This is a genomic window from Pseudomonas sp. CMR5c, assembly GCF_003850545.1.
In the GTDB taxonomy this organism is placed as follows: domain Bacteria; phylum Pseudomonadota; class Gammaproteobacteria; order Pseudomonadales; family Pseudomonadaceae; genus Aquipseudomonas; species Aquipseudomonas piscis.
The window spans coordinates 1,295,047-1,318,454 of the sequence record NZ_CP027705.1; the positions used below are offsets into that span (position 1 = coordinate 1,295,047).

The window sequence follows — 23,408 nt, forward strand, 5'->3', positions numbered from 1 at the left end:
CCCGGCGGGTTCCGGTGGAACCGCGTGCTGGGCTCGCTTAGTTGTGAGCGTGCAGCGCTTCGTTCAGCTCGATGGCCGACTTGTGGGTCTTGCACTCCACGGCGCCGGTTTCCGAGTTGCGACGGAACAGCAGGTCAGGCTGGCCGGCCAGTTCCCGGGCCTTGAGGACCTTGACCAGTTGGTTGTTCTCGTCCAGCAGCGCCACCTTGGTCCCGGCGGTCACGTACAGGCCCGATTCCACGGTGTTGCGATCGCCCAGCGGGATGCCGATGCCGGCGTTGGCGCCGATCAGGCAGCCTTCGCCGACCTTGATCACGATGTTGCCGCCACCCGACAGGGTACCCATGGTGGAGCAGCCGCCGCCCAGGTCCGAACCCTTGCCGACGAACACGCCAGCCGATACGCGGCCTTCGATCATGCCCGGGCCTTCGGTGCCAGCGTTGAAGTTGACGAAGCCCTCGTGCATCACGGTGGTGCCTTCGCCGATGTAGGCGCCCAGGCGGATCCGTGCGCTGTCAGCGATACGCACGCCGCTCGGCACGACGTAGTCGGTCATTTTCGGGAACTTGTCCACCGAGAACACTTCCAGCAGTTCGCCGCGCAGGCGTGCTTCGAGTTGGCGCTCGGCCAGTTCGGCCAGGTCGATGGCGCCCTGGCTGGTCCAGGCGACGTTCGGCAGCAGCGGGAATACGCCGGCCAGGCTCAGGCCATGGGGTTTGACCAGGCGATGGGACAGCAGGTGCAGCTTGAGGTAGGCCTCTGGGGTGCTGGTCAGTTGGGCGTCTTCGGCCAGCAGGGTGGCGACCAGGGGCTTGTGGCTTTCGGCCAGGCGGGTCAGTAGGGCGGCCTGGGTGGCGTCGATACCCTTGAGGGCGTCGGCCATCTGCGCGGCCTGGGTGGTGCTGAAGGTGATGGCCTGGTTGCCTTCGCTGTAGCCGAGGATCGGCGCTACGGCGGCGACGATTTCAGCGGCTGGCTTGAGCAGCGGCGCTGCGTAAAACACTTCCAGCCAAGCACCTTGGCGGTTCTGGGTGCCGACACCGAATGCCAGGCTGAACAGGGTAGTGGACATGCAGTTACCTCTTGCGAAATTGATTGAGCAGGCTTACTTGAGCGCCGCTGCGTAAAGGTCTGGCTTGAAGCCAATCAGGGTTCTGTTTCCGAGGTCGAGCACCGGACGCTTGATCATCGACGGTTGCGCGAGCATCAGTTCGACGGCCTTGGCCTGGTCGAGGTCGGCCTTGCTGGCCTCATCGAGCTTGCGGAAGGTAGTACCCGCGCGGTTCAGCACCACTTCCCAGCCGTGCTCGGCGCACCACTGGTTCAGGTGCTCGCGATCGATGCCGGAGGTCTTGTAGTCGTGGAAGTCATAGCTGACAGCGTGTTCATCGAGCCAGGTGCGCGCCTTTTTCATGGTGTCGCAGGCCTTGATGCCGAAAAGGTGCAACGTTTTGCTTGAAGCGGTCAAGGAATTGCCCCCTCTGGAGTGCTGGTAATCAAAGGTCCGGGATTATGCCACGACGGCGGCGCTTAGGCGTCGGCGGCTGCGGGGCTTTGTCGCATTGTGTTGCGCGGACCTGGGCGTTGCGACTTTCGTGCAGCGGCGTGAGCGCAGCTTAAGCGGCTAATATGGCACTTCTGCGGCGAATTGTTGCCGAGTTTGTGTGTCTGCTCTGAAAGTCCGAATCAGGAACCCCGCTTTATGCAAACCGCCTACACCGTTCTCATCATGCTGATGCTGGTGAGCCTCTCGCGTCTTGTCGGGCGGGTGATCCCACTGCCATTGCCCCTGGTGCAGATCAGCGCCGGGGCCTTGCTGGCCTGGCCGACCCTGGGCCTGCACGTGGCCCTGGACCCGGAGCTGTTCCTGTTTCTGTTCCTGCCGCCGCTGCTGTTTTCCGATGGCTGGCGCATGCCCAAGCGCGAGTTCTGGCGCTTGCGTGGCCCGATCCTGACCCTGGCTGTGGGGCTGGTGCTGTTCACGGTGGTCGGCGCCGGTTATTTCATCCACTGGCTATTGCCGACCATTCCCTTGCCGGTGGCCTTCGCCCTGGCGGCGGTGCTGTCGCCCACCGACGCCGTGGCGGTCTCGGCGATTTCCCAGAACCGCCTGCCGACGCCGTTGATGCACATGCTCCAGGGCGAGGCGTTGATGAACGACGCCTCGGGCCTGGTGACCTTCAAGTTCGCCCTGGTGGCGGCGGTCACCGGGGTGTTTTCCCTGGCCAATGCCAGCCTGACCTTCGTCCTGGTGGCGGTGGGTGGCCTGGCGGTGGGCGTGGCCCTGAGCTGGCTGGTGGGGCGCTTGCGGGCCTGGATGATCGCCCGTGGCTGGGATGATCCGGCGACCCACGTGGTGTTCATGTTGCTGCTGCCGTTCGCCGCCTATGTCCTGGCCGAGCGCCTGGGAGCCTCGGGTATCCTTTCGGCGGTGGCGGCGGGGATGATGCAGAGCTGGCTCGACCTGCTGCCGCGCCAGACCAGCACCCGCCTGCTCAACCGCAGTGTCTGGTCGTTGCTGGAGTTCGCCTTCAACGGCCTGATCTTCCTGCTGCTGGGCCTGCAGTTGCCGGACATCATCAAGGCGGTGGTCAGCCACGAGACGTCGCTCTGGCCGACCCTGGCCTACCGCTGCCTGGATGTGGTGGCGATTTTCCTGGTGTTGCTGGTGCTGCGCTTCATCTGGGTGCAGAGCATCTGGCGCTTGTCGGGCCTGCTGCGGCGCTGGCGCGGCAAGGGCGAGCTGACCCTGGTGCCCACCGCGCGTTCCTGCTGGCTGCTGACCGTGGGCGGTGTGCGCGGGGCGGTGACCCTGGCCGGCGTGATGTCGGTGCCTCTATTCCTGGGCGCGGGCGAAGCCTTTCCCGAACGTGACCTGCTGATCTTCATTGCCGCCGGGGTGATCCTGCTGTCCCTGGTAGCGGCGTGCATCGCCCTGCCGCTGCTGCTGCGTGGCATCGTCAAGAGCCCTGACGACAAACGCCGGGGCGAAGTGCGCGATGCCTGGCGCAAGACCGCCGAGGCAGCGATCCACGCACTTGAAGCCGAGGAGGTCGCCGAGTCCGGCGAGGCTCCGGATGCCGCCCAGGCCGCCCTGAGCAGCGAGCTCAAGGGCCGGTTGATGGCCGAGTATCGGCACCAGTTGGAGGTCTACAACGATTCTGCCGAGGCCCAGGCCCTGGCCCAGCAGATGGACCTGCTGGAGCGGCGCCTGCGGCTCAAGGCCCTGCGCGCGCAACGGTTGGAGCTGTACCGCCTGAGCCGCCAGCATCAGATCGGCGACGATGTGCTGCGTGAAGTGCTGGCGGAACTGGATTTGAGCGAGGCGAACCTGGGATCGGTGAAATGACGCTGATGTGGGAGCGAGTGGGCGGCGATCCGACTTGCCCGCGATTCAGACAACGCAGTGCACCTAATGCACCGCGTTGTCGTCCATCGCGAACAAGCTTCGTTGCTGCAGGTTCGCGAGATTATTTACGGCGCAATACGAAATCGCGAATCCGCTCGGCAGCCTCGACGCACTCAGCCAATGGCGCCACCAGGGCCATGCGCACGCGGTCGGCGCCGGGGTTGGTGCCGTCCACATCGCGGGAAAGATAGGAGCCCGGGACTACGGTCACGTGTTCCTGTTCGAACAGGTCGCGGCAGAACGCTGCGTCATCACCGGCCACGTTCGGCCACAGGTAGAAACTGCCGTCCGGACGCTGCACGTCCATGACCGGTGCGAGAATCGCCAATACCGCATCGAATTTCTCGCGGTACAGCGCACGGTTGGCCCGTACATGGACTTCATCGTTCCAGGCGGCGACGCTGGCCAGTTGGGTCTGTACCGGCATGGCGCAGCCGTGGTAGGTGCGGTACAGCAAGAAGCCCTTGAGGATCTCGGCATCGCCGGCGACGAAGCCCGAGCGCAGGCCCGGCAGGTTGGAGCGCTTGGACAGGCTGTGGAACACCACGCAGCGCTTGAAGTCCTTGCGGCCCAGCTCGGCACAGGCACTGAGCAGGCCGGGTGGCGGCGATTGCTCGTCGAAATACAGCTCGCTATAGCATTCGTCGGCGGCGATCACGAAGTCGTGCTCGTCCGCCAGGGCGATCAGCTTCTTCAAGGTCGCCAGCGGAATCAGTGCGCCGGTGGGGTTGCCCGGCGAGCACAGGAACAGGATCTGGCAGCGCTGCCAGATCTCGGCCGGTACTGCGTCGAAGTCCGGGTTGAAGCCGTTTTCGTCCAGGCAGGGCAGGTAGTGCGGCTTGGCCCCGGCCAGGAACGCTGCGCCCTCGTAGATCTGGTAGAACGGGTTGGGGCTGACCACCAGGGCGTCCTCGCCGCGATTGACCACGGTCTGGGTAAAGGCGAACAGCGCCTCGCGGGTACCGTTCACCGGTAACACGTTACGCGCCGGGTCGATCCAGCCTTCCGGCACACCGAAGCGCCGCTCGCACCAGGCACCGATGGCCTCGCGCAGGGCCGGGATGCCCAGGGTAGTGGGGTACACGGCCATCTGGTCGAGGTTGTTGGCCAGGGCCTCGGCGACGAAGCTCGGCGAACGGTGCTTCGGTTCGCCGATGGACAGGGCAATGGGGCGCTTGTCTGGGTTGGGGGTGACGCCGCCGAGCAAGGCGCGGAGCTTTTCGAACGGGTAGGGCTGCAGCTGGTTCAGAGCGTTGTTCATCGGTGCGGGGTCTCGATCAAAGCGTCGGGTCATGACCTGTCAGATGCTCAGGCGGGTCATTTCGATAGTCGGTTCATGGCTGACGCTCAACTGGCTGACGATCGCATCCTGCAGGCGACTGCACAGCTGGGGGTCGGAAAGGGGCTGGTTGTTCGCGTCGGTAATGAAGAACACGTCTTCCACGCGCTCGCCCAGGGTGGCGATCTTGGCGTTCTGCAGCGACAGGTCGAACTCCAGGAAGATCTTGCCAATGCGCGCCAGCAGGCCCGGGCGGTCGGGAGCGCTGAGCTCCAGCACGGTGACCGGGCGCTGGGCGTCGTTGTGGATGGTCACCTCGGGGGCGAAGGCGAAGTGCTTGAGCTGGCGCGGTACCCGGCGCTGGATGATGGTCGGGTAGTCGTCGGGATTGCGCAGGGCATCGGTCAGGCCCTTGCGGATCTGCTCGACCCGCTCGGGGTTGTTGCCGATGGATTCGCCGTCGTTGTCCAGGACGATATAGGTGTCGAGGGTGAACTGGCTGCTGGAGGTGATGATCCGGGCGTCATGGATGTTCAGGTTGAGCTGGTCCATGGCGGCCACGGTCACGGCGAAGAAATCGTGCTGGTCGGGGGCATAGATGAAGATCTGCGTGCCGCCCTCGAATTCGCGCTGGGTGATTTCCTTGATCAGCACCAGCGAGCCGCCGTCGACCGGCTGCTGGAGGATGGCGTCGCTGTGCCAGGCCACGTCGCCGGCGGTGTGGCGCAGGAAGTAGTCGTCCCCCAGCTGTGACCAGAGTTGCTCGACCTCGTCCGGATCGGTGCCATTGCGCACCAGGATATCCAGGGCCGCGCTCTGGGTCTGGCGGATCTGCTCCTCGCGATCCACCGGGTTCTCCAGGCCGCGGCGCAGGGCGCGCTTGGTCTCGGTGTAGAGCTGGCGCAGCAGGCTGGCGCGCCAGGAGTTCCACAGGCTGGGGTTGGTGGCATAGATGTCGGCCACGGTCATCACGTAGAGGTAGTCCAGGCGGGTCTGGTCCACCACGACCTGGGCGAAGTCGTGGATCACTTGCGGGTCGGAGAGGTCCTTGCGCTGGGCTGTGGTGGACATCACCAGGTGGTTCTGCACCAGCCAGACGATCAGCCGGGTGTCCCATAGCGGCAGTTGGTGGCGGATGCAGAAGGCCTCGGCGTCCACTGCGCCGATTTCCGAGTGGTCGCCTTGCCGGCCCTTGCCGATGTCGTGGTAGAGGCCGGCCATGTAGATCAGCTCCGGCTTGGGCAGCTTGCCCATGAGCTTGCTGGCCAGCGGGAATTTCTCGGAAATGGGCGTGTACTGCAGTTTGCGCAGGTGCTTGATCAGGTTCAGCGTGTGGGCGTCCACGGTATAGATGTGGAACAGGTCGTGCTGCATCTGCCCGACGATGAAGCCGAACTCGGGCAGGTAGCGTCCGAGAATGCCGTAGCGGTTCATCCGCCGCAGGTTGCGGTGGATGCCGATCTCGCACTTGAACAGCTCGATGAACAGGCTGGTGTTGCGGATGTCGTGGCGGAAATCGTCGTCGATCAGGTGCCGGTGCTCGCGCAACAGGCGGATGGTGTCGGCGCGCACGCCCTTGATCTCAGGGTGCTGGGCCATCAGCACGAAGATCTCCAGCATCGCGAACGGGGTGCGCTTGAACACCTTGTCGTTGATCGCTTCGATATAGCCGTCGTGCAGTTGGAAGCGGGCGTTGATCGGCTGGGGCGGGGCTTCATCCTCGGGCGCGAGGATCACCTCTTCGAAGTGCTGGATGATCAGGTCGCTCAGCTGGGCGATGCTCATCACCACGCGGTAGTACTGCTGCATGAAGCTTTCGATGCTCTGCTTGGCGTCTTCGCCCTCGAAGCCCAGCAGGGTGGCGATGGAGCGCTGGTGGTCGAGCAGCAGGCGGTCTTCGGCGCGTCCGGCGAGCATGTGCAGGGCGTAGCGCACACGCCAGAGGAACTCCTGGGAGGACGCCAGCAAGGCGTTCTCGCTTTCCAGCAGGAACCCTTCGCCGGCCAGGGCCCGCAGGTTCAGGGTGCCGTACTGGCGGCGGGCGACCCAGAGAATGGTCTGGATATCCCGCAGGCCGCCGGGCGAGCCCTTGACGTTGGGCTCCAGGTTGTACTCGGTATCGTTGTACTTGTGGTGGCGAGCCTTTTGTTCGGCGTGCTTGGCCAGGAAGAAGTCCTTGCTCGGCCACATGTGTTCGGTGCTGGTGACTTCCAGCATGCGCTGGCGCAGGCGCTCGGGGCCGGCGATGGTGCGGCTTTCCATCAGGTTGGTGATCACCGTCAGGTCGGCCCGTGCCTGTTCCGCGCACTCATCCACCGAACGCACGCTTTGCCCCACCTCCAGGCCGATATCCCAGAGCAAGGTGAGGAAGCGTTCGATGGAATCGCGAAAGATCTCGTGGTCGGCGCTGCCCAGCAGGATCAGCAGGTCGATGTCGGAGTAGGGGTGGAGCTCGCCGCGCCCGTAGCCGCCGACTGCCACCAGGGCGATATCGGCTTCGGCGCTCCAACTGAACTGGTCCCAGGCCTTTTGCAGGATGTTGTCGATGAACCAGGCGCGGTCTTCGATGAGCCGGCGGATTTCCCGTCCGCTGCGAAAGCGGTTGTCGAGCACTTCCCGTGCCTGGCGGATGGCTTTCTTGAAGGCTGCGATGGGGCTGGCCTTCAATGCCAGTTCCGCCTGGAACTGGCCGCGGTCGAAGAGTTCGGGATCCACCTGCGGCATCGATTGCTTTCCTTTCTATCTATAAGGTCGGGGCGCGGCGGTGTGGATCAGGGCGACACCCGGGCGATGGTGTCGTCGCTGCGCAGGGTGAAGATCTCGTAGCCGGTCTCTGTCACCAGCAGGGTATGTTCCCACTGCGCCGACAACTTGCGGTCCTTGGTGATGGCGGTCCAGCCGTCGCCCAGGACCTTGGTGTCGGCCTTGCCCTGGTTGATCATCGGCTCGATGGTGAAGGTCATGCCGGCCTTGAGCTCCATGCCGGTGCCAGCGCGGCCGTAGTGCAGGATCTGCGGTTCTTCGTGGAACACCTTGCCAATGCCATGGCCGCAGAATTCACGGACCACCGAGAAGCCGTTCTTTTCGGCGTGCTTCTGGATCACTTCGCCGATATCGCCCAGGCGGCATCCCGGTTTCACCAGCTCGATGGCCTTGTACATGCATTCCTGGGTGATCTGCGACAGGCGCTCGGCCCAGACCGGCACGGTGCCGACGTGGAACATGCGGCTGGTATCGCCGTGGTAGCCGTCCTTGATGACGGTCACGTCGATGTTCAGGGTGTCGCCATTCTTCAACGGTTTATCGTTGGGAATGCCGTGGCACACCACGTGGTTGATCGAGGTGCAGATGGACTTGGGGAAGCCCTTGTAGTTCAGCGGGGCCGGGATGGCGCCTTGCACGTTGACGATGTAGTCATGGCAGATGCGATCCAGTTCTTCGGTGGTGACACCGGGTTTGACATGCTCGGCAATCATTTCCAGCACTTCGGCGGCCAGTTTGCCGGCGACACGCATTTTTGCGATGTCCTCGGGGGTTTTGAGGGTGACGGTCATACAGGCTCTCTTGACGCTCAGGGGGAGCGATAAACACGGGATGGCCAGAAAACCGCGCTCGCCAGGCTTGGCCTGCGATAGGGCCGCGAGGTTTTCGGAAGCCGCAAAGGTGCGATTCTAACAGAGGCTCGGCGCAAATCCGCGGTTGTGCCGGTGCTTGCCTTTATCCAAGGGTGCATTCTGGACCGATTCAAGGGGCAGGGCAAAAAACCGCGCAGATCGGCGGATGTGAAACCGGGTTCCGTTTTTGCCCTTGCTGTGATATAAAATGCGCCGCTTTCCGGGGATGTCCCTGAAAAGCCCAAACCCACACACGTGTCGACACGATGACCTGGGTGCCCTCAGCTCAAGCTGTTGGTTGGTCATTGGGATACGTGGAGGCCTAACCCGACTTATTAAGGAACTATCATGTCCCAAGTCAACATGCGCGATATGCTGAAGGCCGGTGTGCACTTCGGTCACCAAACCCGTTACTGGAATCCGAAAATGGGCAAGTACATTTTCGGCGCGCGTAACAAGATTCACATCATCAACCTGGAAAAAACCCTGCCAATGTTCAACGAGGCTCTGACCTTCGTAGAGCGTCTGGCCCAGGGCAAGAACAAGATTCTGTTCGTCGGCACCAAGCGTTCCGCCGGCAAGATCGTTGCTGAAGAAGCAGCACGTTGCGGCTCGCCGTACGTCGATCACCGCTGGTTGGGCGGCATGCTGACCAACTACAAGACCATCCGTGCTTCCATCAAGCGTCTGCGTGACCTCGAAGCCCAGGCTGAAGACGGTACCTTCGCCAAGCTGACCAAGAAAGAGGCGCTGATGCGCACTCGCGATCTGGAAAAGCTGGATCGCTCCCTGGGTGGTATCAAGGACATGGGCGGTCTGCCTGACGCACTGTTCGTGATCGACGTTGACCACGAGCGCATCGCGATCACCGAAGCCAACAAGCTGGGCATCCCGGTCATCGGCGTTGTCGATACCAACAGCAGCCCGGAAGGCGTTGACTACATCATCCCAGGCAACGATGACGCCATTCGCGCCATCCAGCTGTACATGGGTTCGATGGCTGATGCCGTGATCCGTGGCCGCAACAACGTTGCTGGCGGCACCGAAGTGTTCGAAGAAGCTGCAGCACCGGCGGCTGAAGCCTGAGTAACTGACGCTTAGCGTTTACTCAGTACGCAAAAAGGGGGCTTGGCCCCCTTTTTGCCAACTCGAAAATCATTTCGTAGCGGGCCCCGACAGTTTCTGTAATGCGTGGCTGCTATGAAGTGGATTCGGGGTAGTGCCCAAGAATTGAGCGCCCGTTCAGTCGGGTGGAATGGTTGAAAACCTATCCAAGAGGATTTTGAAAATGGCAGAGATTACTGCAGCGCTGGTTAAAGAACTGCGCGAGCGTACCGGCGAAGGCATGATGGACTGCAAGAAGGCCCTGACCAAGGCCGGCGGCGACATCGAGAAAGCCATTGATGACATGCGTGCCTCCGGCGCGATCAAGGCTGCCAAGAAAGCTGGCAACGTTGCCGCTGAAGGCGCTATCGCCATCAAGGACGACGGTAAAGCCGCCGTTCTGCTGGAAGTGAACTCGCAGACCGACTTCCTGGCTCTGCAGGACGACTTCAAGGCGTTCGTTGCTGCCAGCGTGGAAAAAGCTTTCGCTGACAAGCTGACCGACGCAGCTCCGCTGATCGAAGCTCAAGAAGCTGCCCGCCTGATCCTGGTTGGCAAGACTGGCGAAAACGTCAACATCCGTCGTCTGGCTCGCGTTGAAGGTGACGTGGTCGGTACTTACCTGCACGGTAACAAGATCGGTGTTGCGGTTGTCCTGAAAGGCGGTTCCGTAGAACTGGCCAAAGACATCGCCATGCACGTAGCTGCCAGCAACCCTGAGTTCCTGCTGCCATCGCAAGTTTCCGCCGAAGCCATCGAGCGCGAAAAAGGCGTCTTCCTGCAGCTGAACGAAGACAAGATGAAAGGCAAGCCAGCTGACATCGTTGAAAAAATGATCGCTGGTCGTATCAGCAAGTTCCTGGCCGAGGCCAGCCTGGTTGAGCAAGCTTTCGTCAAGGATCCAGAAGTCACCGTTGGTGCTCTGGCCAAGAAAGGCGGCGCTGAAATCGTTTCCTTCACTCGTTTCGCCGTAGGCGAAGGCATCGAGAAGAAAGAAGACAACTTCGCCGAAGAAGTTGCTGCACAACTGGCTGCTGCCAAGCAACAGTAAGACGGTTTTACAACTGTCGCCCGAAAGAGGCTGCCCGCTCACGCGCGCAGCCTCTTTTCAAATGGGTAGGGCAATTTTGTTGTCCGCTCCCGGAACCGGCTTACAAAGCCGTGTTCTGATGGCGCTGTGACAGCGTCAAGCTAGAGTGAACGCAAGCTGCAAACAGCTCGCAAAGAATTTTTAAATACGCCGCAGGAGAGATTCGCAATGGCTCAGCAGGGCAGTGGTTATCAAGCTCGCTATAAACGCATTCTACTCAAGCTTAGCGGCGAGGCCCTGATGGGCTCGGAAGAGTTCGGGATCGATCCCAAGGTGCTGGACCGCATGGCGCTGGAGGTCGGCCAACTGGTCGGCATCGGTGTTCAGGTGGGCTTGGTGATCGGTGGTGGCAACCTGTTCCGTGGCGCCGCCTTGAGTGCCGCCGGCATGGATCGGGTCACTGGCGACCACATGGGCATGCTGGCCACCGTGATGAACGGCCTGGCGATGCGTGACGCGCTGGAACGTGCCAATATCTCGGCCATCGTGATGTCGGCTATTTCCATGGTCGGCGTGACCGATCACTATGACCGTCGCAAGGCCATGCGCCACCTGAACTCCAAAGAGGTGGTGATCTTCGCGGCCGGTACCGGTAACCCGTTCTTCACTACCGACTCTGCAGCGTGCCTGCGGGCCATTGAGATCGACGCCGACGTCGTGCTCAAGGCGACCAAGGTCGATGGTGTTTACACTGCAGATCCGTTCAAGGACCCGCATGCCGAGAAGTTCGATCATCTGACCTACGATGAAGTGCTGGATCGCAAGCTGGGAGTGATGGACCTGACGGCTATCTGCCTGTGCCGCGACCACAAGATGCCGCTGCGGGTATTTAACATGAACAAGCCCGGCGCCCTGCTGAACATCGTGCATGGTGGCGCTGAAGGAACCCTGATCGAGGAAGGCGAACAATGATCAACGAAATCAAGAAAGACGCCCAGGAGCGCATGAAGAAGAGCCTGGAGTCCCTGGCCCATGCGTTCGGCCAGATCCGCACTGGCAAGGCGCACCCCAGCATCCTGGGCAGCGTGATGGTGCCTTACTACGGCGCCGACACTCCTTTGAGCGGCGTCGCCAACGTGACCGTGAAGGATTCCCAGACCCTGCAGGTCGTGCCGTTCGAGCGCAACATGCTGGGGGCCATCGACAAGGCCATTGGCAGTGCCGGCCTGAACCTCAACCCAACCAACCTGGGTGAGTTGCTGCTGATCAAGATGGCGCCGCTGACCGAGGAAACCCGCAAGGGCTTCACCAAGCAAGCGCGCGCTGCTGCCGAGGACGCACGGGTTGCGGTACGCAACATTCGTCGTGACGCCCTGGGCGAGCTGAAGAAGCTGTCCAAGGACAAGGCCATCAGTGAAGACGAGGAGCGCCGCGCCGGTGCCGAAATCGACAAGCTGATCAAGGAGTTCGAGGGCCAGATCGCCAAGGCGACCGAGGAAAAAGAAAAAGACCTGATGGCCGTATAAGGATCAGGACGTTTTCATGGAAAAGACCAAACAGCCTGTGCCGTCTTCAGTGCCACGCCATGTCGCGATCATCATGGACGGAAACAACCGCTGGGCAAAAAAACGCTTCATGCCGGGTGTGGCCGGGCATAAGGCGGGTGTTGATGCGGTACGCGCAGTCATCGAGGTGTGCGCCGAGGCCAAGGTCGAGGTTCTGACCCTGTTTGCCTTTTCCAGTGAAAACTGGCAGCGCCCGGCCGATGAGGTCAGCGCCTTGATGGACCTGTTCTTCAAGGCGCTGCGTCGTGAGGCCAAGCGCCTCAACGACAACAACATCAGCCTGCGGATCATTGGCGATCGTTCGCGTTTCCATCCCGAATTGCAGGCGGCGATGCGCGAGGCCGAAGCCATCACCGCCGGCAGCGATCGTTTCATCCTGCAGATCGCCGCCAACTACGGCGGCCAGTGGGATATCGCCCAGGCTGCCCAACGCCTGGCGCGTGAGGTGCAGGCCGGCCATTTGCGCCCCGACGACATCACTCCGGACTTGCTGCAGGCTTGCCTTGCCACCGGCGATTTGCCGTTGCCCGACCTGTGCATCCGCACCGGTGGCGAGCATCGCATCAGCAATTTCCTGCTGTGGCAGCTGGCTTATGCCGAGCTGTATTTCTCCGACCTGTTCTGGCCGGACTTCAAACACGATGCCATGCGCCATGCGCTGGCCGATTACGCATCTCGCCAGCGGCGCTTCGGTAAGACGAGCGAGCAGGTCGAGGATGGAGCCCGGGTTTAATGCTCAAACAACGAATCATTACCGCGTTGATCCTGCTGCCGATCGCCTTGGGTGGGTTTTTCCTGCTCGAAGGCTCGAACTTCGCCCTGTTCATCGGCCTGGTGGTCGCACTGGGTGGTTGGGAGTGGGCGCGGCTGGCAGGGTTCAGTGCGCAGCCGGCGCGAATCGCCTATGCCGTGGCGGTGGCGGCACTGTTGTTCATGATGCACCTGGTTCCAGGTGTCGCTCCATGGATCCTGGGAGCTGCGGTGCTGTGGTGGGGCTTGGCGACATTCCTGGTGCTCACCTATCCGCGTAGCAGTGAACAATGGTCCGGGGCAGCCCCCAAGCTGTTGATCGGCTTGCTGATCCTGCTGCCGGCCTGGCAGGGCTTGGTGTTCATCAAGCAATTGCCGCTGGGCAATTGGCTGATCATGGCGGTGATGGTGTTGGTCTGGGGTGCGGATATCGGCGCCTATTTCTCGGGCCGGGCCTTTGGCAAGCGCAAGCTGGCACCCCAGGTCAGCCCTGGCAAGAGCTGGGAGGGCGTATACGGCGGCCTGGCCCTGAGCCTGGTTATCACCGCGGTGGTGGGGCTGGTTCGTGGCTGGGGCTTTGGCCAGATGGTCGTGGGCCTGCTGGGGGCGGCCATCGTGGTCTTCATCTCGGTGGTGGGCGACCTGACCGAAAGCATGTTCAAGCGCCAGGCCGGCATCAAGGACAGCAGTAACCTGCTGCCTGGCCATGGCGGCGTTCTGGACCGGATCGACAGCCTAACTGCAGCGATTCCAGTGTTCGCAGTGCTGCTGTGGATGACCGCATCGTGAGCGGTGTTCAGCAAATCACGGTCCTGGGAGCTACTGGCTCCATCGGCCTGAGTACCTTGGATGTCATCGCTCGCCACCCGGATCGCTACCAGGTATTCGCTCTCACCGGTTTCAGTCGCCTGGCCGAGTTGTTGGTCTTGTGCGTGCGCCATGTGCCGCGTTTCGCCGTGGTGCCACAAGAGGCGGCCGCCAGGCGCTTGCAGGAAGATCTGCGGGCTGCCGGGTTGTCGACCCGCGTGCTGGTGGGGGAGCAGGGGTTGTGCGAAGTCGCCTCGGCTCCTGAGGTCGATGCGGTGATGGCGGCGATCGTCGGTGCTGCCGGCCTGCGTCCGACCTTGGCGGCGGTGCAGGCCGGCAAGAAGATTCTCCTGGCCAACAAGGAAGCACTGGTGATGTCCGGTGCGTTGTTCATGGAGGCGGTGGGGCGTAGCGGTTCGGTGTTGCTGCCTATCGATAGCGAGCACAATGCGATTTTCCAGTGCATGCCGAGGGACTTCTCTCGTGGTCTCGGCCAGGTTGGGGTGCGCCGCATCCTCTTGACCGCCTCGGGCGGCCCGTTCCGGCAGACGCCGCTGGCCGAGCTGGAAGATGTCTCGCCGGAGCAGGCTTGCGCTCATCCGAACTGGTCCATGGGTCGCAAGATCTCGGTCGACTCGGCGAGCATGATGAACAAGGGCCTGGAGCTCATCGAAGCTTGCTGGCTGTTCGATGCCAGGCCGGCGCAGGTCGAGGTGGTAGTGCACCCGCAAAGTGTGATCCACTCGCTGGTGGACTACGTCGACGGCTCGGTGCTGGCGCAGCTGGGGAACCCGGATATGCGTACCCCGATCGCCAACGCCCTGGCCTGGCCGGAGCGAATCGACTCCGGTGTGGCGCCGCTCGACCTGTTCGCCATTGCCCGCCTGGACTTCCAGGCGCCCGATGAGCAGCGATTCCCATGCCTGCGCCTGGCTCGTCAGGCGGCCGAGGCAGGCGGCAGCGCCCCGGCGATGTTGAATGCGGCCAACGAAGTGGCGGTCTCGGCATTTCTCGAGCGGCGCATCCGCTACCTGGAGATCGCGAGTATCATCGACGAGGTTTTGAATCGTGAGCCGGTGGTTGCGGTCAACGAGCTGGATGCCGTATTCGCGGCGGATGCCCAGGCCCGGTTGCTGGCTGACCAATGGTTGCAGCGTAACGGGCGATAGGATTCGCGACCCGCGCGAGTGACGGCGAATAGGATTGCGGAGAAAGTAGATGAGCGCGCTCTATATGATTGTCGGCACCCTGGTAGCCCTGGGCGTGCTGGTCACCTTTCACGAATTCGGTCATTTCTGGGTTGCCCGCCGTTGTGGCGTCAAGGTGCTGCGCTTCTCCGTGGGTTTCGGCATGCCCCTGGTGCGCTGGCATGATCGCCATGGCACCGAGTTCGTGATCGCCGCCATTCCCCTGGGCGGTTACGTGAAGATGCTCGACGAGCGCGAGGGCGAGGTGGCGCTCGCGGAGCTCGATCAATCCTTCAATCGCAAGTCCGTTCGTCAGCGTATTGCCATAGTCGCGGCGGGCCCGATTGCCAACTTCCTCCTGGCCCTGGTGTTTTTCTGGGCCCTGGCGATGCTGGGCAGTCAGCAGGTGCGACCGGTCATCGGTGAAGTCGAGGCCGGTAGTATCGCCGCCAAGGCTGGACTGAGTTCGGGTCAAGAAATCATCGCCATCGACGGCGAGCCGACCACTGGCTGGGCGGCAGTGAACCTGCAATTGGTGCGCCGCCTGGGCGAAAGCGGCACGTTGCAGTTGCTGGTTCGTGAGCAAGGCGCCACAGCCGATTCGCCACGCCAGTTGGTGCTGGATAAATGGCTCAAGGGCGCCGATGAGCCCGATCCTATTCGTTCCCTGGGTATCCGCCCCTGGCGCCCGGCCTTGCCTCCGGTGCTGGCCGAACTCGATCCGAAAGGTCCGGCCCAGGCTGGCGGCCTGAAGACCGGTGATCGCCTGCTGGCTCTCGATGGCCAGGCGCTCGATGACTGGCAGCAGGTGGTCGACTGGGTGCGTGTGCATCCTGCGGCCAGGGTCGTCCTGCACGTCGAGCGTGATGGCGCCCGAATCGAGGTTCCCGTGACCCTGGCCAGCCGGGGTGACAGCAAGGCCCCGAGCGGTTACCTGGGGGCTGGTGTGAAGGCCGTCGACTGGCCGCCGCAAATGTTGCGCGAAGTCAGTTATGGCCCGCTGGAGGCGATTGGCGAAGGCGCCCGGCGCACTTGGACCATGAGCGTCCTGACCCTTGAATCACTGAAGAAAATGTTGTTCGGCGAGCTCTCGGTAAAAAACTTGAGCGGACCGATAACCATTGCTAAAGTGGCGGGCGCTTCTGCCCAGTCGGGCATTGCCGATTTCTTGAATTTCCTTGCTTATCTGAGTATTAGCCTGGGGGTTCTGAATTTGTTGCCCATCCCGGTACTGGATGGGGGGCATTTGTTGTTTTATCTGATCGAGTGGGTGCGTGGTCGCCCCTTGTCGGATCGGGTGCAAGGTTGGGGGATACAGATCGGTATCAGCTTGGTGGTCGGAGTCATGCTGCTTGCTCTGGTCAACGATCTGGGTCGTCTGTAACGCTTCGCTGAATTGCGAATCTGCCGCATTTTGCGGCAGTTTGTTTATTGCCAGTTGGAATAAGAAAGGACTTCATGAAACGTCTGCTGCTAACTGCGGTTCTCTCCGTATTGATGATCGCCGAAGTTCACGCCGAGTCCTTCACTATCTCCGATATTCGCGTCAACGGCCTCCAGCGCGTTTCCGCGGGTAGCGTCTTTGGTGCCTTGCCGTTGAACGTCGGCGAGCAGGCGGACGACCGTCGCCTGGTGGAATCCACTCGTGCGCTGTTCAAAACCGGTTTCTTTCAAGACATCCAGCTGGGGCGCGATGGCAACGTCCTGGTCATCACGGTAGTCGAGCGGCCTTCGGTTGCCAGCATCGAGATCGAAGGCAACAAGGCGATCTCCACCGACGACCTGATGAAGGGCCTCAAGCAGTCCGGCCTGGCCGAAGGCGAAATCTTCCAGCGTGCGACCCTCGAAGGGGTGCGTAACGAACTGCAACGTCAATATGTTGCTCAGGGTCGTTACTCGGCCACCGTCGAGACCGAAGTGGTTCCGCAGCCGCGTAACCGTGTCGGCCTGAAGGTGAAGATCAACGAAGGCACGGTCGCGGCCATCCAGCACATCAACGTGGTAGGCAATACGGTCTTCCCCGACGACGACCTGATCGGCCTGTTCGAGCTCAAGACCACCAACTGGCTGTCGTTCTTCAAGAACGATGACAAGTACGCCCGTGAAAAACTCTCCGGTGACCTGGAGCGCCTGCGTTCCTACTACCTGGACCGCGGCTATATCAACATGGATATCGCTTCGACCCAGGTGTCCATCACTCCGGACAAGAAACACGTCTACATCACCGTCAACATCAACGAAGGCGAGAAGTACAGCGTTCGTGACGTCAAGCTCAGCGGCGACCTGAAAGTACCTGAAGACCAGGTCAAGGCACTGCTGCTGGTGGAGAAGGGCCAGGTGTTCTCGCGCAAGCTGATGACCACCACCTCCGAGCTGATCACCCGTCGCCTGGGTAACGATGGCTATACCTTCGCCAACGTCAACGGTGTGCCACAACCCCACGATGACGACCACACCGTCGACATCACCTTCGTGGTGGATCCAGGCAAGCGCGCCTACGTGAACCGCATCAACTTCCGTGGCAACACCAAGTCCGAGGACGAAGTACTGCGTCGCGAGATGCGCCAGATGGAAGGCGGTTGGGCTTCGACCTACCTCATCGACCAGTCGAAGACTCGCCTCGAGCGCCTGGGCTTCTTCAAGGAAGTCAACGTCGAGACTCCGGCCGTGCCGGGTGTCGATGACCAGGTCGACGTCAACTACGCCGTAGAAGAGCAGGCTTCGGGTTCGATCACCGCCAGCGTTGGTTTCGCCCAGAGTGCGGGCCTGATCCTTGGTGGTTCGATTACCCAGAACAACTTCCTGGGTACCGGTAACAAGGTCAGCATCGGCCTGACCCGAAGCGAATACCAGAGCCGCTACAACTTCGGCTACGTGGACCCCTACTGGACCGCCGATGGCGTGAGCCTGGGCTACAACGCCTTCTATCGCACCACTGACTACAAGGACCTCGATGTCGATGTAGCCAGCTATGCGGTGGATAGCCTGGGTGCTGGTGTCAGCGTGGGCTACCCGATCAGCGAGACTTCGCGCCTGACCTTCGGCCTGACGGCCCAGCAGGACAAGATCAAGACCGGTCGCTACACCGTCGACGAAATCTTCGACTTCGTGAACAAACAGGGCAAGAGCTACCTGAACTTCAAGGCCTCTGCCGGCTGGTCCGAGTCGACCCTGAACAAAGGTGTATTGGCGACCCGCGGTCACTCGCAAAGCCTGGTGCTGGAAACCACTACCCCGGGTAGCGACCTGTCGTTCTTCAAGCTCGACTACCGTGGCCAGTTGTTCACGCCACTGACCGACAACTACACCATGCGTTTCCATACCGAGTTGGGTTATGGCGATGGCTTTGGCGATACCAAGGGCTTGCCGTTCTACGAGAACTACTATGCCGGTGGTTTCAACTCGGTTCGTGGTTTCAAGGACAGCACCCTGGGCCCACGCAGTACGCCTAGCCGTGGTGTGGGTGTAACCGGTAACGCCGGTACCGTTCGCGATCCGGATCAAGACCCGCTGCCATTCGGCGGTAACGTGTTGATCCAAGGCGGTGCGGAGTTGCTTTTCCCTCTGCCATTCGTCAAGGACCAGCGTTCCCTGCGCACTTCCCTGTTCTGGGATGTGGGTAACGTCTTCAGCTCTCGTTGTGAAAAGACATCCAACACCATCGCGGCGTCGAACGTGAAGCCCGAGTGCAACGATGTCAGCTTCAGCAACCTGGCCAGTTCGGTGGGTGTCGGCGTGACGTGGGTAACTGCTCTGGGTCCATTGAGCTTCGCCCTGGCGATGCCGATCAAGAAACCGGATGACGCTGAAACCCAGGTGTTCCAATTCTCTCTCGGCCAGACTTTCTAACCGTCTGGCCCAAGACAACGACAATGGATTTTGTAGGAGTGCATCGTGCGTAAGTTGACTCAATTGGTTCTCCTGGCCTCCGTTCTGGTCGCGAGCCCGGCATTTGCCGAAATGAAAATCGCCGTCCTGAACTATCAGATGGCTCTGCTGGAGTCGGACGCGGCCAAGAAGTACGCCGTGGACGCCGAGAAAAAGTTCGGCCCGCAGCTGAACAAGCTCAAGACCCTGGAAAGCAGCGCCAAGGGTATCCAGGACCGCCTGGTTGCCGGTGGCGACAAGATGCAGCAAGGTGAGCGTGAGCGTCTGGAGCTCGAGTTCAAGCAGAAAGCTCGCGACTTCCAGTTCCAGTCCAAGGAGCTGAACGAAGCCAAGGCCGTGGCCGACCGCGAAATGCTCAAGCAGCTCAAGCCCAAGCTGGACGGCGCTGTTGAAGAAGTCATCAAGAAAGGCGGTTTCGACCTGGTCTTCGAGCGTGGCGCAGTGATCGATGTCAAACCTCAGTACGACATCACGCGCCAGGTTATCGAGCGCATGAATCAGCTGAAGTAAGCCATGACCGCAATTATGAAGCTCGGCCAGTTGGCCGAGTTCCTCGGCGCCACCTTGCGTGGCGACGCGGAGAAGGAAATCACTGGGCTGGCCACCTTGCAGGAGGCTGGCCCAGCTCAGTTGAGCTTTTTGGCAAATCCCCAATATCGCAAGTACCTGGTCGATAGCCAGGCTGGCGCGGTGTTGTTGAAAGCCGCCGAAGCCGAGGCCTATGCCGGTGATGCACTGGTGGTGGCCGACCCTTACCTGTCCTATGCCCGTGTTTCCCACTTCTTCGATCCCAAGCCCAAGGCGCCGGCCGGTATCCATCCGTCCGCGGTGATCGCCGATGATGCCCAGGTCGATCCAACGGCCAGTATCGGCGCCTTTGCCGTGATCGAAAGCGGAGCCCGGATCGACGCCGGCGTAACCGTTGGCGCCCATTGCGTCATCGGTGCCCGTAGCGTGGTGGGCGAGGGTGGCTGGTTGGCACCACGGGTGACCCTGTACCACGACGTGCGCATCGGCAAGCGCGTGGTGATCCAGTCGGGTGCGGTGTTGGGCGGCGAAGGTTTCGGTTTCGCCAACTCGAAGGGCATCTGGAACAAGATCGCCCAGGTGGGCGGCGTGACCATCGGCGATGATGTGGAGATCGGTGTCAACACGGCCATCGACCGTGGAGCCCTGGCTGACACCATCATCGGCAACGGCGTGAAGCTCGACAACCAGATCCAGATCGCCCACAACGTCCAGGTCGGTGATCACACCGCGATGGCCGCTTGCGTGGGGATCTCCGGCAGCACCAAGATCGGCAAGCACTGCATGCTCGCCGGCGGTGTCGGCCTGGTGGGTCATATCGAGATTTGTGACAACGTTTTCCTCACCGGGATGACCATGGTGACCCACTCGATCACCGAGCCGGGCGCCTACTCTTCCGGTACTGCCATGCAACCGGCTGCCGAGTGGCGCAAAAGCGCGGCCCGCATCCGCCAGCTCGATGATCTCGCGCGGCGTTTGCGCCAGTTGGAAAAGCGCGTCGGGGACGTGACCCCCGGCGACAATGCTTCATCAGATGGCTGATACCATTTCCACATCAAGTGTGCACAGCCGCTAGACTGCCTGCTTCCTTGATTTGCTAGAGGGGCGTGCGTTGACCGCATGCTCCCAATCTTTACTACAGGCTTCCCCCCGAAATGATGGACATCAACGAGATTCGCGAATACTTGCCTCACCGTTACCCTTTCCTGCTGGTGGATCGGGTGGTGGATCTGGATGTCGAGGGCAAGTGCATTCGTGCCTACAAGAATGTCAGCATCAACGAGCCGTTCTTCAATGGCCACTTCCCTGCGCATCCGATCATGCCAGGCGTGCTGATCATCGAAGCCATGGCCCAGGCTGCGGGCATTCTGGGTTTCAAGATGCTCGACGTGAAGCCTGCCGACGGCACCCTCTACTACTTCGTCGGCTCCGACAAGCTGCGCTTCCGACAGCCGGTGCTGCCGGGAGACCAGCTGATCCTTGAAGCCAAGTTCATCAGTTGCAAGCGTCAGATCTGGAAGTTCGAGTGCCAGGCATCGGTCGACGGCAAGCCAGTGTGCTCCGCCGAGATCATCTGCGCGGAACGCAAACTATGAGTTTGATTGACCCTCGCGCAATCATCGATCCGACGGCCGTCCTGGCCGACGACGTTGAGGTTGGCCCGTGGTCGATCGTCGGCGCTGGTGTGGAAATCGGCGAGGGTACAGTGATCGGGCCCCATGTGATCCTCAAGGGCCCGACCCGGATCGGCAAGCACAACCGCATCTACCAGTTTTCCTCGGTAGGCGAAGACACGCCCGATCTGAAATACAAGGGTGAAGAAACCCGCCTGGTAATCGGTGATCACAATGTGATCCGCGAAGGCGTGACCATTCACCGTGGCACCATCCAGGACCGTTGCGAGACCACCCTGGGCGACCACAACCTGATCATGGCCTATGCCCATATTGGCCACGACAGTGTGATCGGCAACCATTGCATCCTGGTCAACAACACCGCGTTGGCCGGCCACGTGCATGTGGATGACTGGGCGATTCTTTCCGGTTTCACCCTGGTGCATCAGTACTGCCACATCGGTGCCCACAGCTTTTCCGGCATGGGCACCGCCATCGGCAAGGACGTCCCGGCGTTCGTCACCGTATTCGGCAACCCTGCCGAAGCTCGTAGCATGAACTTCGAAGGCATGCGCCGTCGTGGTTTCAGCGATGATTCGATCCACGCCCTGCGTCGTGCCTACAAGGTGGTCTATCGCCAGGGGCTGACGGTAGACCAGGCCCTGGCCGAATTGACCGAAGCCGCCGAGCAGTATCCCGAAGTTGCACTGTTTCGCGACTCGATCCAGTCTTCGACCCGCGGCATCACCCGCTAATCATGAGCACTCTGCGTATTGCGCTGGTGGCTGGCGAAGCCTCCGGCGATATTCTTGGCGCTGGTCTGATGCGCGCCCTCAAGGCCCAGCATCCGGCGGTGGAGTTCATCGGTGTCGGTGGGCCATTGATGGAGGCCGAGGGGCTGGTCTCCTACTTTCCCATGGAGCGCCTGGCGGTCATGGGGCTGGTCGAGGTTCTCGGGCGCCTGCGTGAGCTGCTGGCCCGACGCAAGAAACTGGTGCAGACCCTGATCGCCGAAAAGCCGGATGTATTCATCGGTATCGATGCCCCGGACTTCACCCTGAATATCGAGCTCAAGTTGCGCCAGGCCGGGATCAAGACCGTGCACTACGTCAGTCCATCGGTATGGGCCTGGCGCCAGAAGCGCGTGCTGAAGATCCGCGAAGGCTGCGACCTGATGCTGACCCTGTTTCCTTTCGAAGCCAGGTTCTACGAGGAAAAGGGCGTTCCGGTGAAGTTCGTCGGCCACTCCCTGGCCGATGCCATCCCCTTGCAAGCTGATCGAGCAGCGGCTCGCGCCGAACTCGGTTTGCCCGACGGCCCGCTGGTGGCGTTGATGCCAGGCAGTCGTGGCGGCGAAGTAGGACGCCTGGGCGGCCTGTTCCTGGATGCCGCCGAGTGCTTGCGGGCCATGCGCCCGGGTGTGTGTTTCATCCTGCCTTGCGCCAATGCCCAGCGGCGAGCCCAGGTGGAAGAGCTGCTGGCCGGTCGCGACCTGCCGCTGACCCTGCTCGATGGCCAGTCGCATAAAGCACTGGCGGCCTGCGACGCGGTATTGATCGCCTCGGGTACGGCGACCCTGGAAGCCCTGTTGTACAAGCGGCCGATGGTGGTGGCCTACCGCCTGGCGCCGCTGACGTTCTGGATTCTCAAGCGCATGGTCAAAAGTCCGTACATTTCCCTGCCCAACCTGTTGGCCCAGCGCTTGCTGGTGCCTGAGTTGCTGCAGGATGCTGCGACTGCCGAGGCCCTGGCCAAGACCCTGTCGCCGCTGATCGAGGGTGGCGAGGAGCAGACCAACGGTTTCGACCAGATCCATCGCACCTTGCGTCGCGACGCATCCAACCAGGCCGCTCGGGCGGTGCTGGAACTGATAGGTAAAGCCCAATGAGCAATTCCAAGAAGCAGATGGGCCTGGACTTCACCCTGGTGGCCGATGCTGGCGACCTGGTGGCGGGTGTCGATGAAGTCGGTCGTGGCCCCCTGTGCGGTGCGGTGGTTACCGCTGCGGTGATTCTCGATCCGAACCGGCCGATTCTCGGCCTGAACGATTCCAAGAAACTCACCGAGGCCCGCCGCGAACAGCTGTTCGACGAGATCTGCGAGAAGGCCCTGAGCTGGTGCATCGCCCGAGCGGAAGTCGAGGAGATCGACGAGCTGAACATCTTGCACGCCACCATGCTGGCCATGCAGCGGGCGGTGGAAGGCTTGAGCGTGACCCCGAAGCTGGCGATGATCGATGGCAACCGCTGCCCCAAGCTGGCAGTGCCGGCCGAAGCGGTGGTCAAGGGCGATAGCAAGGTTCCGGCGATCGCCGCGGCGTCGATCCTGGCCAAGGTCAGCCGCGACCGCGAGATGGCCGCCTTCGAGCTCATCTATCCCGGTTACGGTATCGGCGGGCACAAGGGGTATCCGACTCCAGTCCACCTGGAAGCTCTGGCGCGCCTGGGCCCTACTCCGATCCACCGGCGCTCTTTCGCGCCGGTACGCCTGGCCTATGAAGCGCGTGAAGCGCTGGGCCTGGTTCAGTCTTGAGGCTGATGTTTTAACCAAGGCCCGGTACAATCCGGCTGCTTTAAAGCTCCACGAACGACGGCAATGGCCTGCCGGCAGTGGCGATGAACCACTATCGATGGT

At 61.7% G+C, this 23,408-nt stretch carries 21 protein-coding genes; 16 read left to right on the forward strand and 5 right to left on the reverse strand.

Annotated features, from left to right (window positions below; all coding sequences use genetic code 11):
- Positions 1 to 37 precede the first annotated feature (37 nt).
- A complete protein-coding gene (gene dapD, locus C4K40_RS05890; RefSeq protein WP_053134461.1) occupies positions 38 to 1,072 on the reverse strand; it encodes a 2,3,4,5-tetrahydropyridine-2,6-dicarboxylate N-succinyltransferase in 1,035 nt (344 codons plus the stop codon).
- A gap of 33 nt (positions 1,073 to 1,105) precedes the next feature.
- Positions 1,106 to 1,414 carry an arsenate reductase gene (locus tag C4K40_RS05895; protein ID WP_235777349.1) on the reverse strand — a complete coding sequence of 103 codons (309 nt, stop codon included), beginning with the start codon at positions 1,412 to 1,414 and terminating at the stop codon, positions 1,106 to 1,108.
- A gap of 288 nt (positions 1,415 to 1,702) precedes the next feature.
- Between C4K40_RS05895 and C4K40_RS05900 the strand changes: the two genes are divergently transcribed.
- Positions 1,703 to 3,349, forward strand: coding sequence for a Na+/H+ antiporter (locus tag C4K40_RS05900; protein ID WP_022642570.1), 1,647 nt, complete (start codon positions 1,703 to 1,705; stop codon positions 3,347 to 3,349).
- Between the two features lie 121 nt (positions 3,350 to 3,470).
- Here the strand turns inward: C4K40_RS05900 and dapC are convergent, their stop codons facing one another.
- From dapC to map, 3 genes are read right to left on the reverse strand one after another with little or no spacing between them, the layout of a single operon-like run.
- A complete protein-coding gene (dapC, locus tag C4K40_RS05905) occupies positions 3,471 to 4,670 on the reverse strand; it encodes a succinyldiaminopimelate transaminase (protein ID WP_053134462.1) in 1,200 nt (399 codons plus the stop codon).
- A 39-nt stretch (positions 4,671 to 4,709) separates the two neighbouring features.
- Complete coding sequence (locus C4K40_RS05910) at positions 4,710 to 7,412, reverse strand: [protein-PII] uridylyltransferase (protein WP_053134466.1); 2,703 nt, start codon at positions 7,410 to 7,412, stop codon at positions 4,710 to 4,712.
- Positions 7,413 to 7,459: 47 nt separating this feature from the next.
- Positions 7,460 to 8,242 (reverse strand): type I methionyl aminopeptidase, encoded by a 783-nt coding sequence (gene map / locus C4K40_RS05915; protein WP_022642573.1) that lies wholly within the window; start codon positions 8,240 to 8,242, stop codon positions 7,460 to 7,462.
- A 408-nt stretch (positions 8,243 to 8,650) separates the two neighbouring features.
- On the opposite strand from map, the gene rpsB reads away from it, so the two are divergent.
- The 15 genes from rpsB (at position 8,651) to rnhB (ending at position 23,306) form a co-directional block, all read left to right on the forward strand.
- Positions 8,651 to 9,388, forward strand: coding sequence for a 30S ribosomal protein S2 (rpsB, locus tag C4K40_RS05920; protein ID WP_053134469.1), 738 nt, complete (start codon positions 8,651 to 8,653; stop codon positions 9,386 to 9,388).
- 202 nt (positions 9,389 to 9,590) lie between these two features.
- A complete protein-coding gene (gene tsf, locus C4K40_RS05925) occupies positions 9,591 to 10,457 on the forward strand; it encodes a translation elongation factor Ts (RefSeq protein ID WP_053134472.1) in 867 nt (288 codons plus the stop codon).
- A 207-nt stretch (positions 10,458 to 10,664) separates the two neighbouring features.
- A complete protein-coding gene (pyrH, locus tag C4K40_RS05930; RefSeq protein ID WP_007924076.1) occupies positions 10,665 to 11,408 on the forward strand; it encodes a UMP kinase in 744 nt (247 codons plus the stop codon).
- The gene (frr, locus tag C4K40_RS05935) at positions 11,405 to 11,962 is read left to right on the forward strand and encodes a ribosome recycling factor (protein ID WP_022642578.1); all 558 of its coding nucleotides are present in this window, start codon (positions 11,405 to 11,407) and stop codon (positions 11,960 to 11,962) included. Before pyrH ends, frr begins: the two co-directional genes overlap by 4 nt.
- A 16-nt stretch (positions 11,963 to 11,978) precedes the next feature.
- Positions 11,979 to 12,734, forward strand: coding sequence for a polyprenyl diphosphate synthase (uppS, locus tag C4K40_RS05940; RefSeq protein WP_053134475.1), 756 nt, complete (start codon positions 11,979 to 11,981; stop codon positions 12,732 to 12,734).
- Positions 12,734 to 13,540 (forward strand): phosphatidate cytidylyltransferase, encoded by an 807-nt coding sequence (locus C4K40_RS05945; protein WP_022642580.1) that lies wholly within the window; start codon positions 12,734 to 12,736, stop codon positions 13,538 to 13,540. Before uppS ends, C4K40_RS05945 begins: the two co-directional genes overlap by 1 nt.
- A complete protein-coding gene (gene ispC / locus C4K40_RS05950) occupies positions 13,537 to 14,727 on the forward strand; it encodes a 1-deoxy-D-xylulose-5-phosphate reductoisomerase (protein ID WP_053134476.1) in 1,191 nt (396 codons plus the stop codon). The genes C4K40_RS05945 and ispC overlap by 4 nt, the downstream gene beginning before the upstream one ends.
- A 49-nt stretch (positions 14,728 to 14,776) precedes the next feature.
- On the forward strand, positions 14,777 to 16,129 hold the full coding sequence (gene rseP / locus C4K40_RS05955; protein WP_053134478.1) for a sigma E protease regulator RseP: 1,353 nt from the start codon (positions 14,777 to 14,779) through the stop codon (positions 16,127 to 16,129).
- Positions 16,130 to 16,203: 74 nt separating this feature from the next.
- Complete coding sequence (gene bamA, locus C4K40_RS05960; RefSeq protein WP_031320983.1) at positions 16,204 to 18,594, forward strand: outer membrane protein assembly factor BamA; 2,391 nt, start codon at positions 16,204 to 16,206, stop codon at positions 18,592 to 18,594.
- A 45-nt stretch (positions 18,595 to 18,639) separates the two neighbouring features.
- A complete protein-coding gene (locus C4K40_RS05965; protein WP_031320985.1) occupies positions 18,640 to 19,143 on the forward strand; it encodes an OmpH family outer membrane protein in 504 nt (167 codons plus the stop codon).
- Between the two features lie 3 nt (positions 19,144 to 19,146).
- Complete coding sequence (lpxD, locus tag C4K40_RS05970; protein WP_031320987.1) at positions 19,147 to 20,202, forward strand: UDP-3-O-(3-hydroxymyristoyl)glucosamine N-acyltransferase; 1,056 nt, start codon at positions 19,147 to 19,149, stop codon at positions 20,200 to 20,202.
- 113 nt (positions 20,203 to 20,315) lie between these two features.
- Complete coding sequence (gene fabZ / locus C4K40_RS05975) at positions 20,316 to 20,756, forward strand: 3-hydroxyacyl-ACP dehydratase FabZ (RefSeq protein WP_007924058.1); 441 nt, start codon at positions 20,316 to 20,318, stop codon at positions 20,754 to 20,756.
- The gene (gene lpxA / locus C4K40_RS05980; RefSeq protein ID WP_053134480.1) at positions 20,753 to 21,529 is read left to right on the forward strand and encodes an acyl-ACP--UDP-N-acetylglucosamine O-acyltransferase; all 777 of its coding nucleotides are present in this window, start codon (positions 20,753 to 20,755) and stop codon (positions 21,527 to 21,529) included. Before fabZ ends, lpxA begins: the two co-directional genes overlap by 4 nt.
- Positions 21,530 to 21,531: 2 nt before the next feature.
- Positions 21,532 to 22,662, forward strand: coding sequence for a lipid-A-disaccharide synthase (lpxB, locus tag C4K40_RS05985; protein ID WP_053134483.1), 1,131 nt, complete (start codon positions 21,532 to 21,534; stop codon positions 22,660 to 22,662).
- Positions 22,659 to 23,306: a ribonuclease HII gene (rnhB, locus tag C4K40_RS05990; protein WP_172681665.1), complete on the forward strand. Its 648-nt coding sequence runs from the start codon at positions 22,659 to 22,661 to the stop codon at positions 23,304 to 23,306. Before lpxB ends, rnhB begins: the two co-directional genes overlap by 4 nt.
- Positions 23,307 to 23,408: the final 102 nt, after the last annotated feature.

Excerpts from the sequence above, each read along its gene's own strand:
- bamA (WP_031320983.1), top strand. The coding sequence starts at position 16,204 with ATGAAACGTCTGCTGCTAACTGCGGTTCTCTCCGTATTGATGATCGCC.
- C4K40_RS05900 (WP_022642570.1), top strand. The coding sequence starts at position 1,703 with ATGCAAACCGCCTACACCGTTCTCATCATGCTGATGCTGGTGAGCCTC.
- lpxA (WP_053134480.1), top strand. The coding sequence starts at position 20,753 with ATGAGTTTGATTGACCCTCGCGCAATCATCGATCCGACGGCCGTCCTG.
- rpsB (WP_053134469.1), top strand. The coding sequence starts at position 8,651 with ATGTCCCAAGTCAACATGCGCGATATGCTGAAGGCCGGTGTGCACTTC.
- dapD (WP_053134461.1), bottom strand. The coding sequence starts at position 1,072 with ATGTCCACTACCCTGTTCAGCCTGGCATTCGGTGTCGGCACCCAGAAC.
- lpxD (WP_031320987.1), top strand. The coding sequence starts at position 19,147 with ATGACCGCAATTATGAAGCTCGGCCAGTTGGCCGAGTTCCTCGGCGCC.
- tsf (WP_053134472.1), top strand. The coding sequence starts at position 9,591 with ATGGCAGAGATTACTGCAGCGCTGGTTAAAGAACTGCGCGAGCGTACC.
- frr (WP_022642578.1), top strand. The coding sequence starts at position 11,405 with ATGATCAACGAAATCAAGAAAGACGCCCAGGAGCGCATGAAGAAGAGC.
- fabZ (WP_007924058.1), top strand. The coding sequence starts at position 20,316 with ATGATGGACATCAACGAGATTCGCGAATACTTGCCTCACCGTTACCCT.
- dapC (WP_053134462.1), bottom strand. The coding sequence starts at position 4,670 with ATGAACAACGCTCTGAACCAGCTGCAGCCCTACCCGTTCGAAAAGCTC.
- C4K40_RS05910 (WP_053134466.1), bottom strand. The coding sequence starts at position 7,412 with ATGCCGCAGGTGGATCCCGAACTCTTCGACCGCGGCCAGTTCCAGGCG.
- C4K40_RS05945 (WP_022642580.1), top strand. The coding sequence starts at position 12,734 with ATGCTCAAACAACGAATCATTACCGCGTTGATCCTGCTGCCGATCGCC.
- rseP (WP_053134478.1), top strand. The coding sequence starts at position 14,777 with ATGAGCGCGCTCTATATGATTGTCGGCACCCTGGTAGCCCTGGGCGTG.
- pyrH (WP_007924076.1), top strand. The coding sequence starts at position 10,665 with ATGGCTCAGCAGGGCAGTGGTTATCAAGCTCGCTATAAACGCATTCTA.
- rnhB (WP_172681665.1), top strand. The coding sequence starts at position 22,659 with ATGAGCAATTCCAAGAAGCAGATGGGCCTGGACTTCACCCTGGTGGCC.
- lpxB (WP_053134483.1), top strand. The coding sequence starts at position 21,532 with ATGAGCACTCTGCGTATTGCGCTGGTGGCTGGCGAAGCCTCCGGCGAT.
- uppS (WP_053134475.1), top strand. The coding sequence starts at position 11,979 with ATGGAAAAGACCAAACAGCCTGTGCCGTCTTCAGTGCCACGCCATGTC.
- C4K40_RS05895 (WP_235777349.1), bottom strand. The coding sequence starts at position 1,414 with ATGAAAAAGGCGCGCACCTGGCTCGATGAACACGCTGTCAGCTATGAC.
- map (WP_022642573.1), bottom strand. The coding sequence starts at position 8,242 with ATGACCGTCACCCTCAAAACCCCCGAGGACATCGCAAAAATGCGTGTC.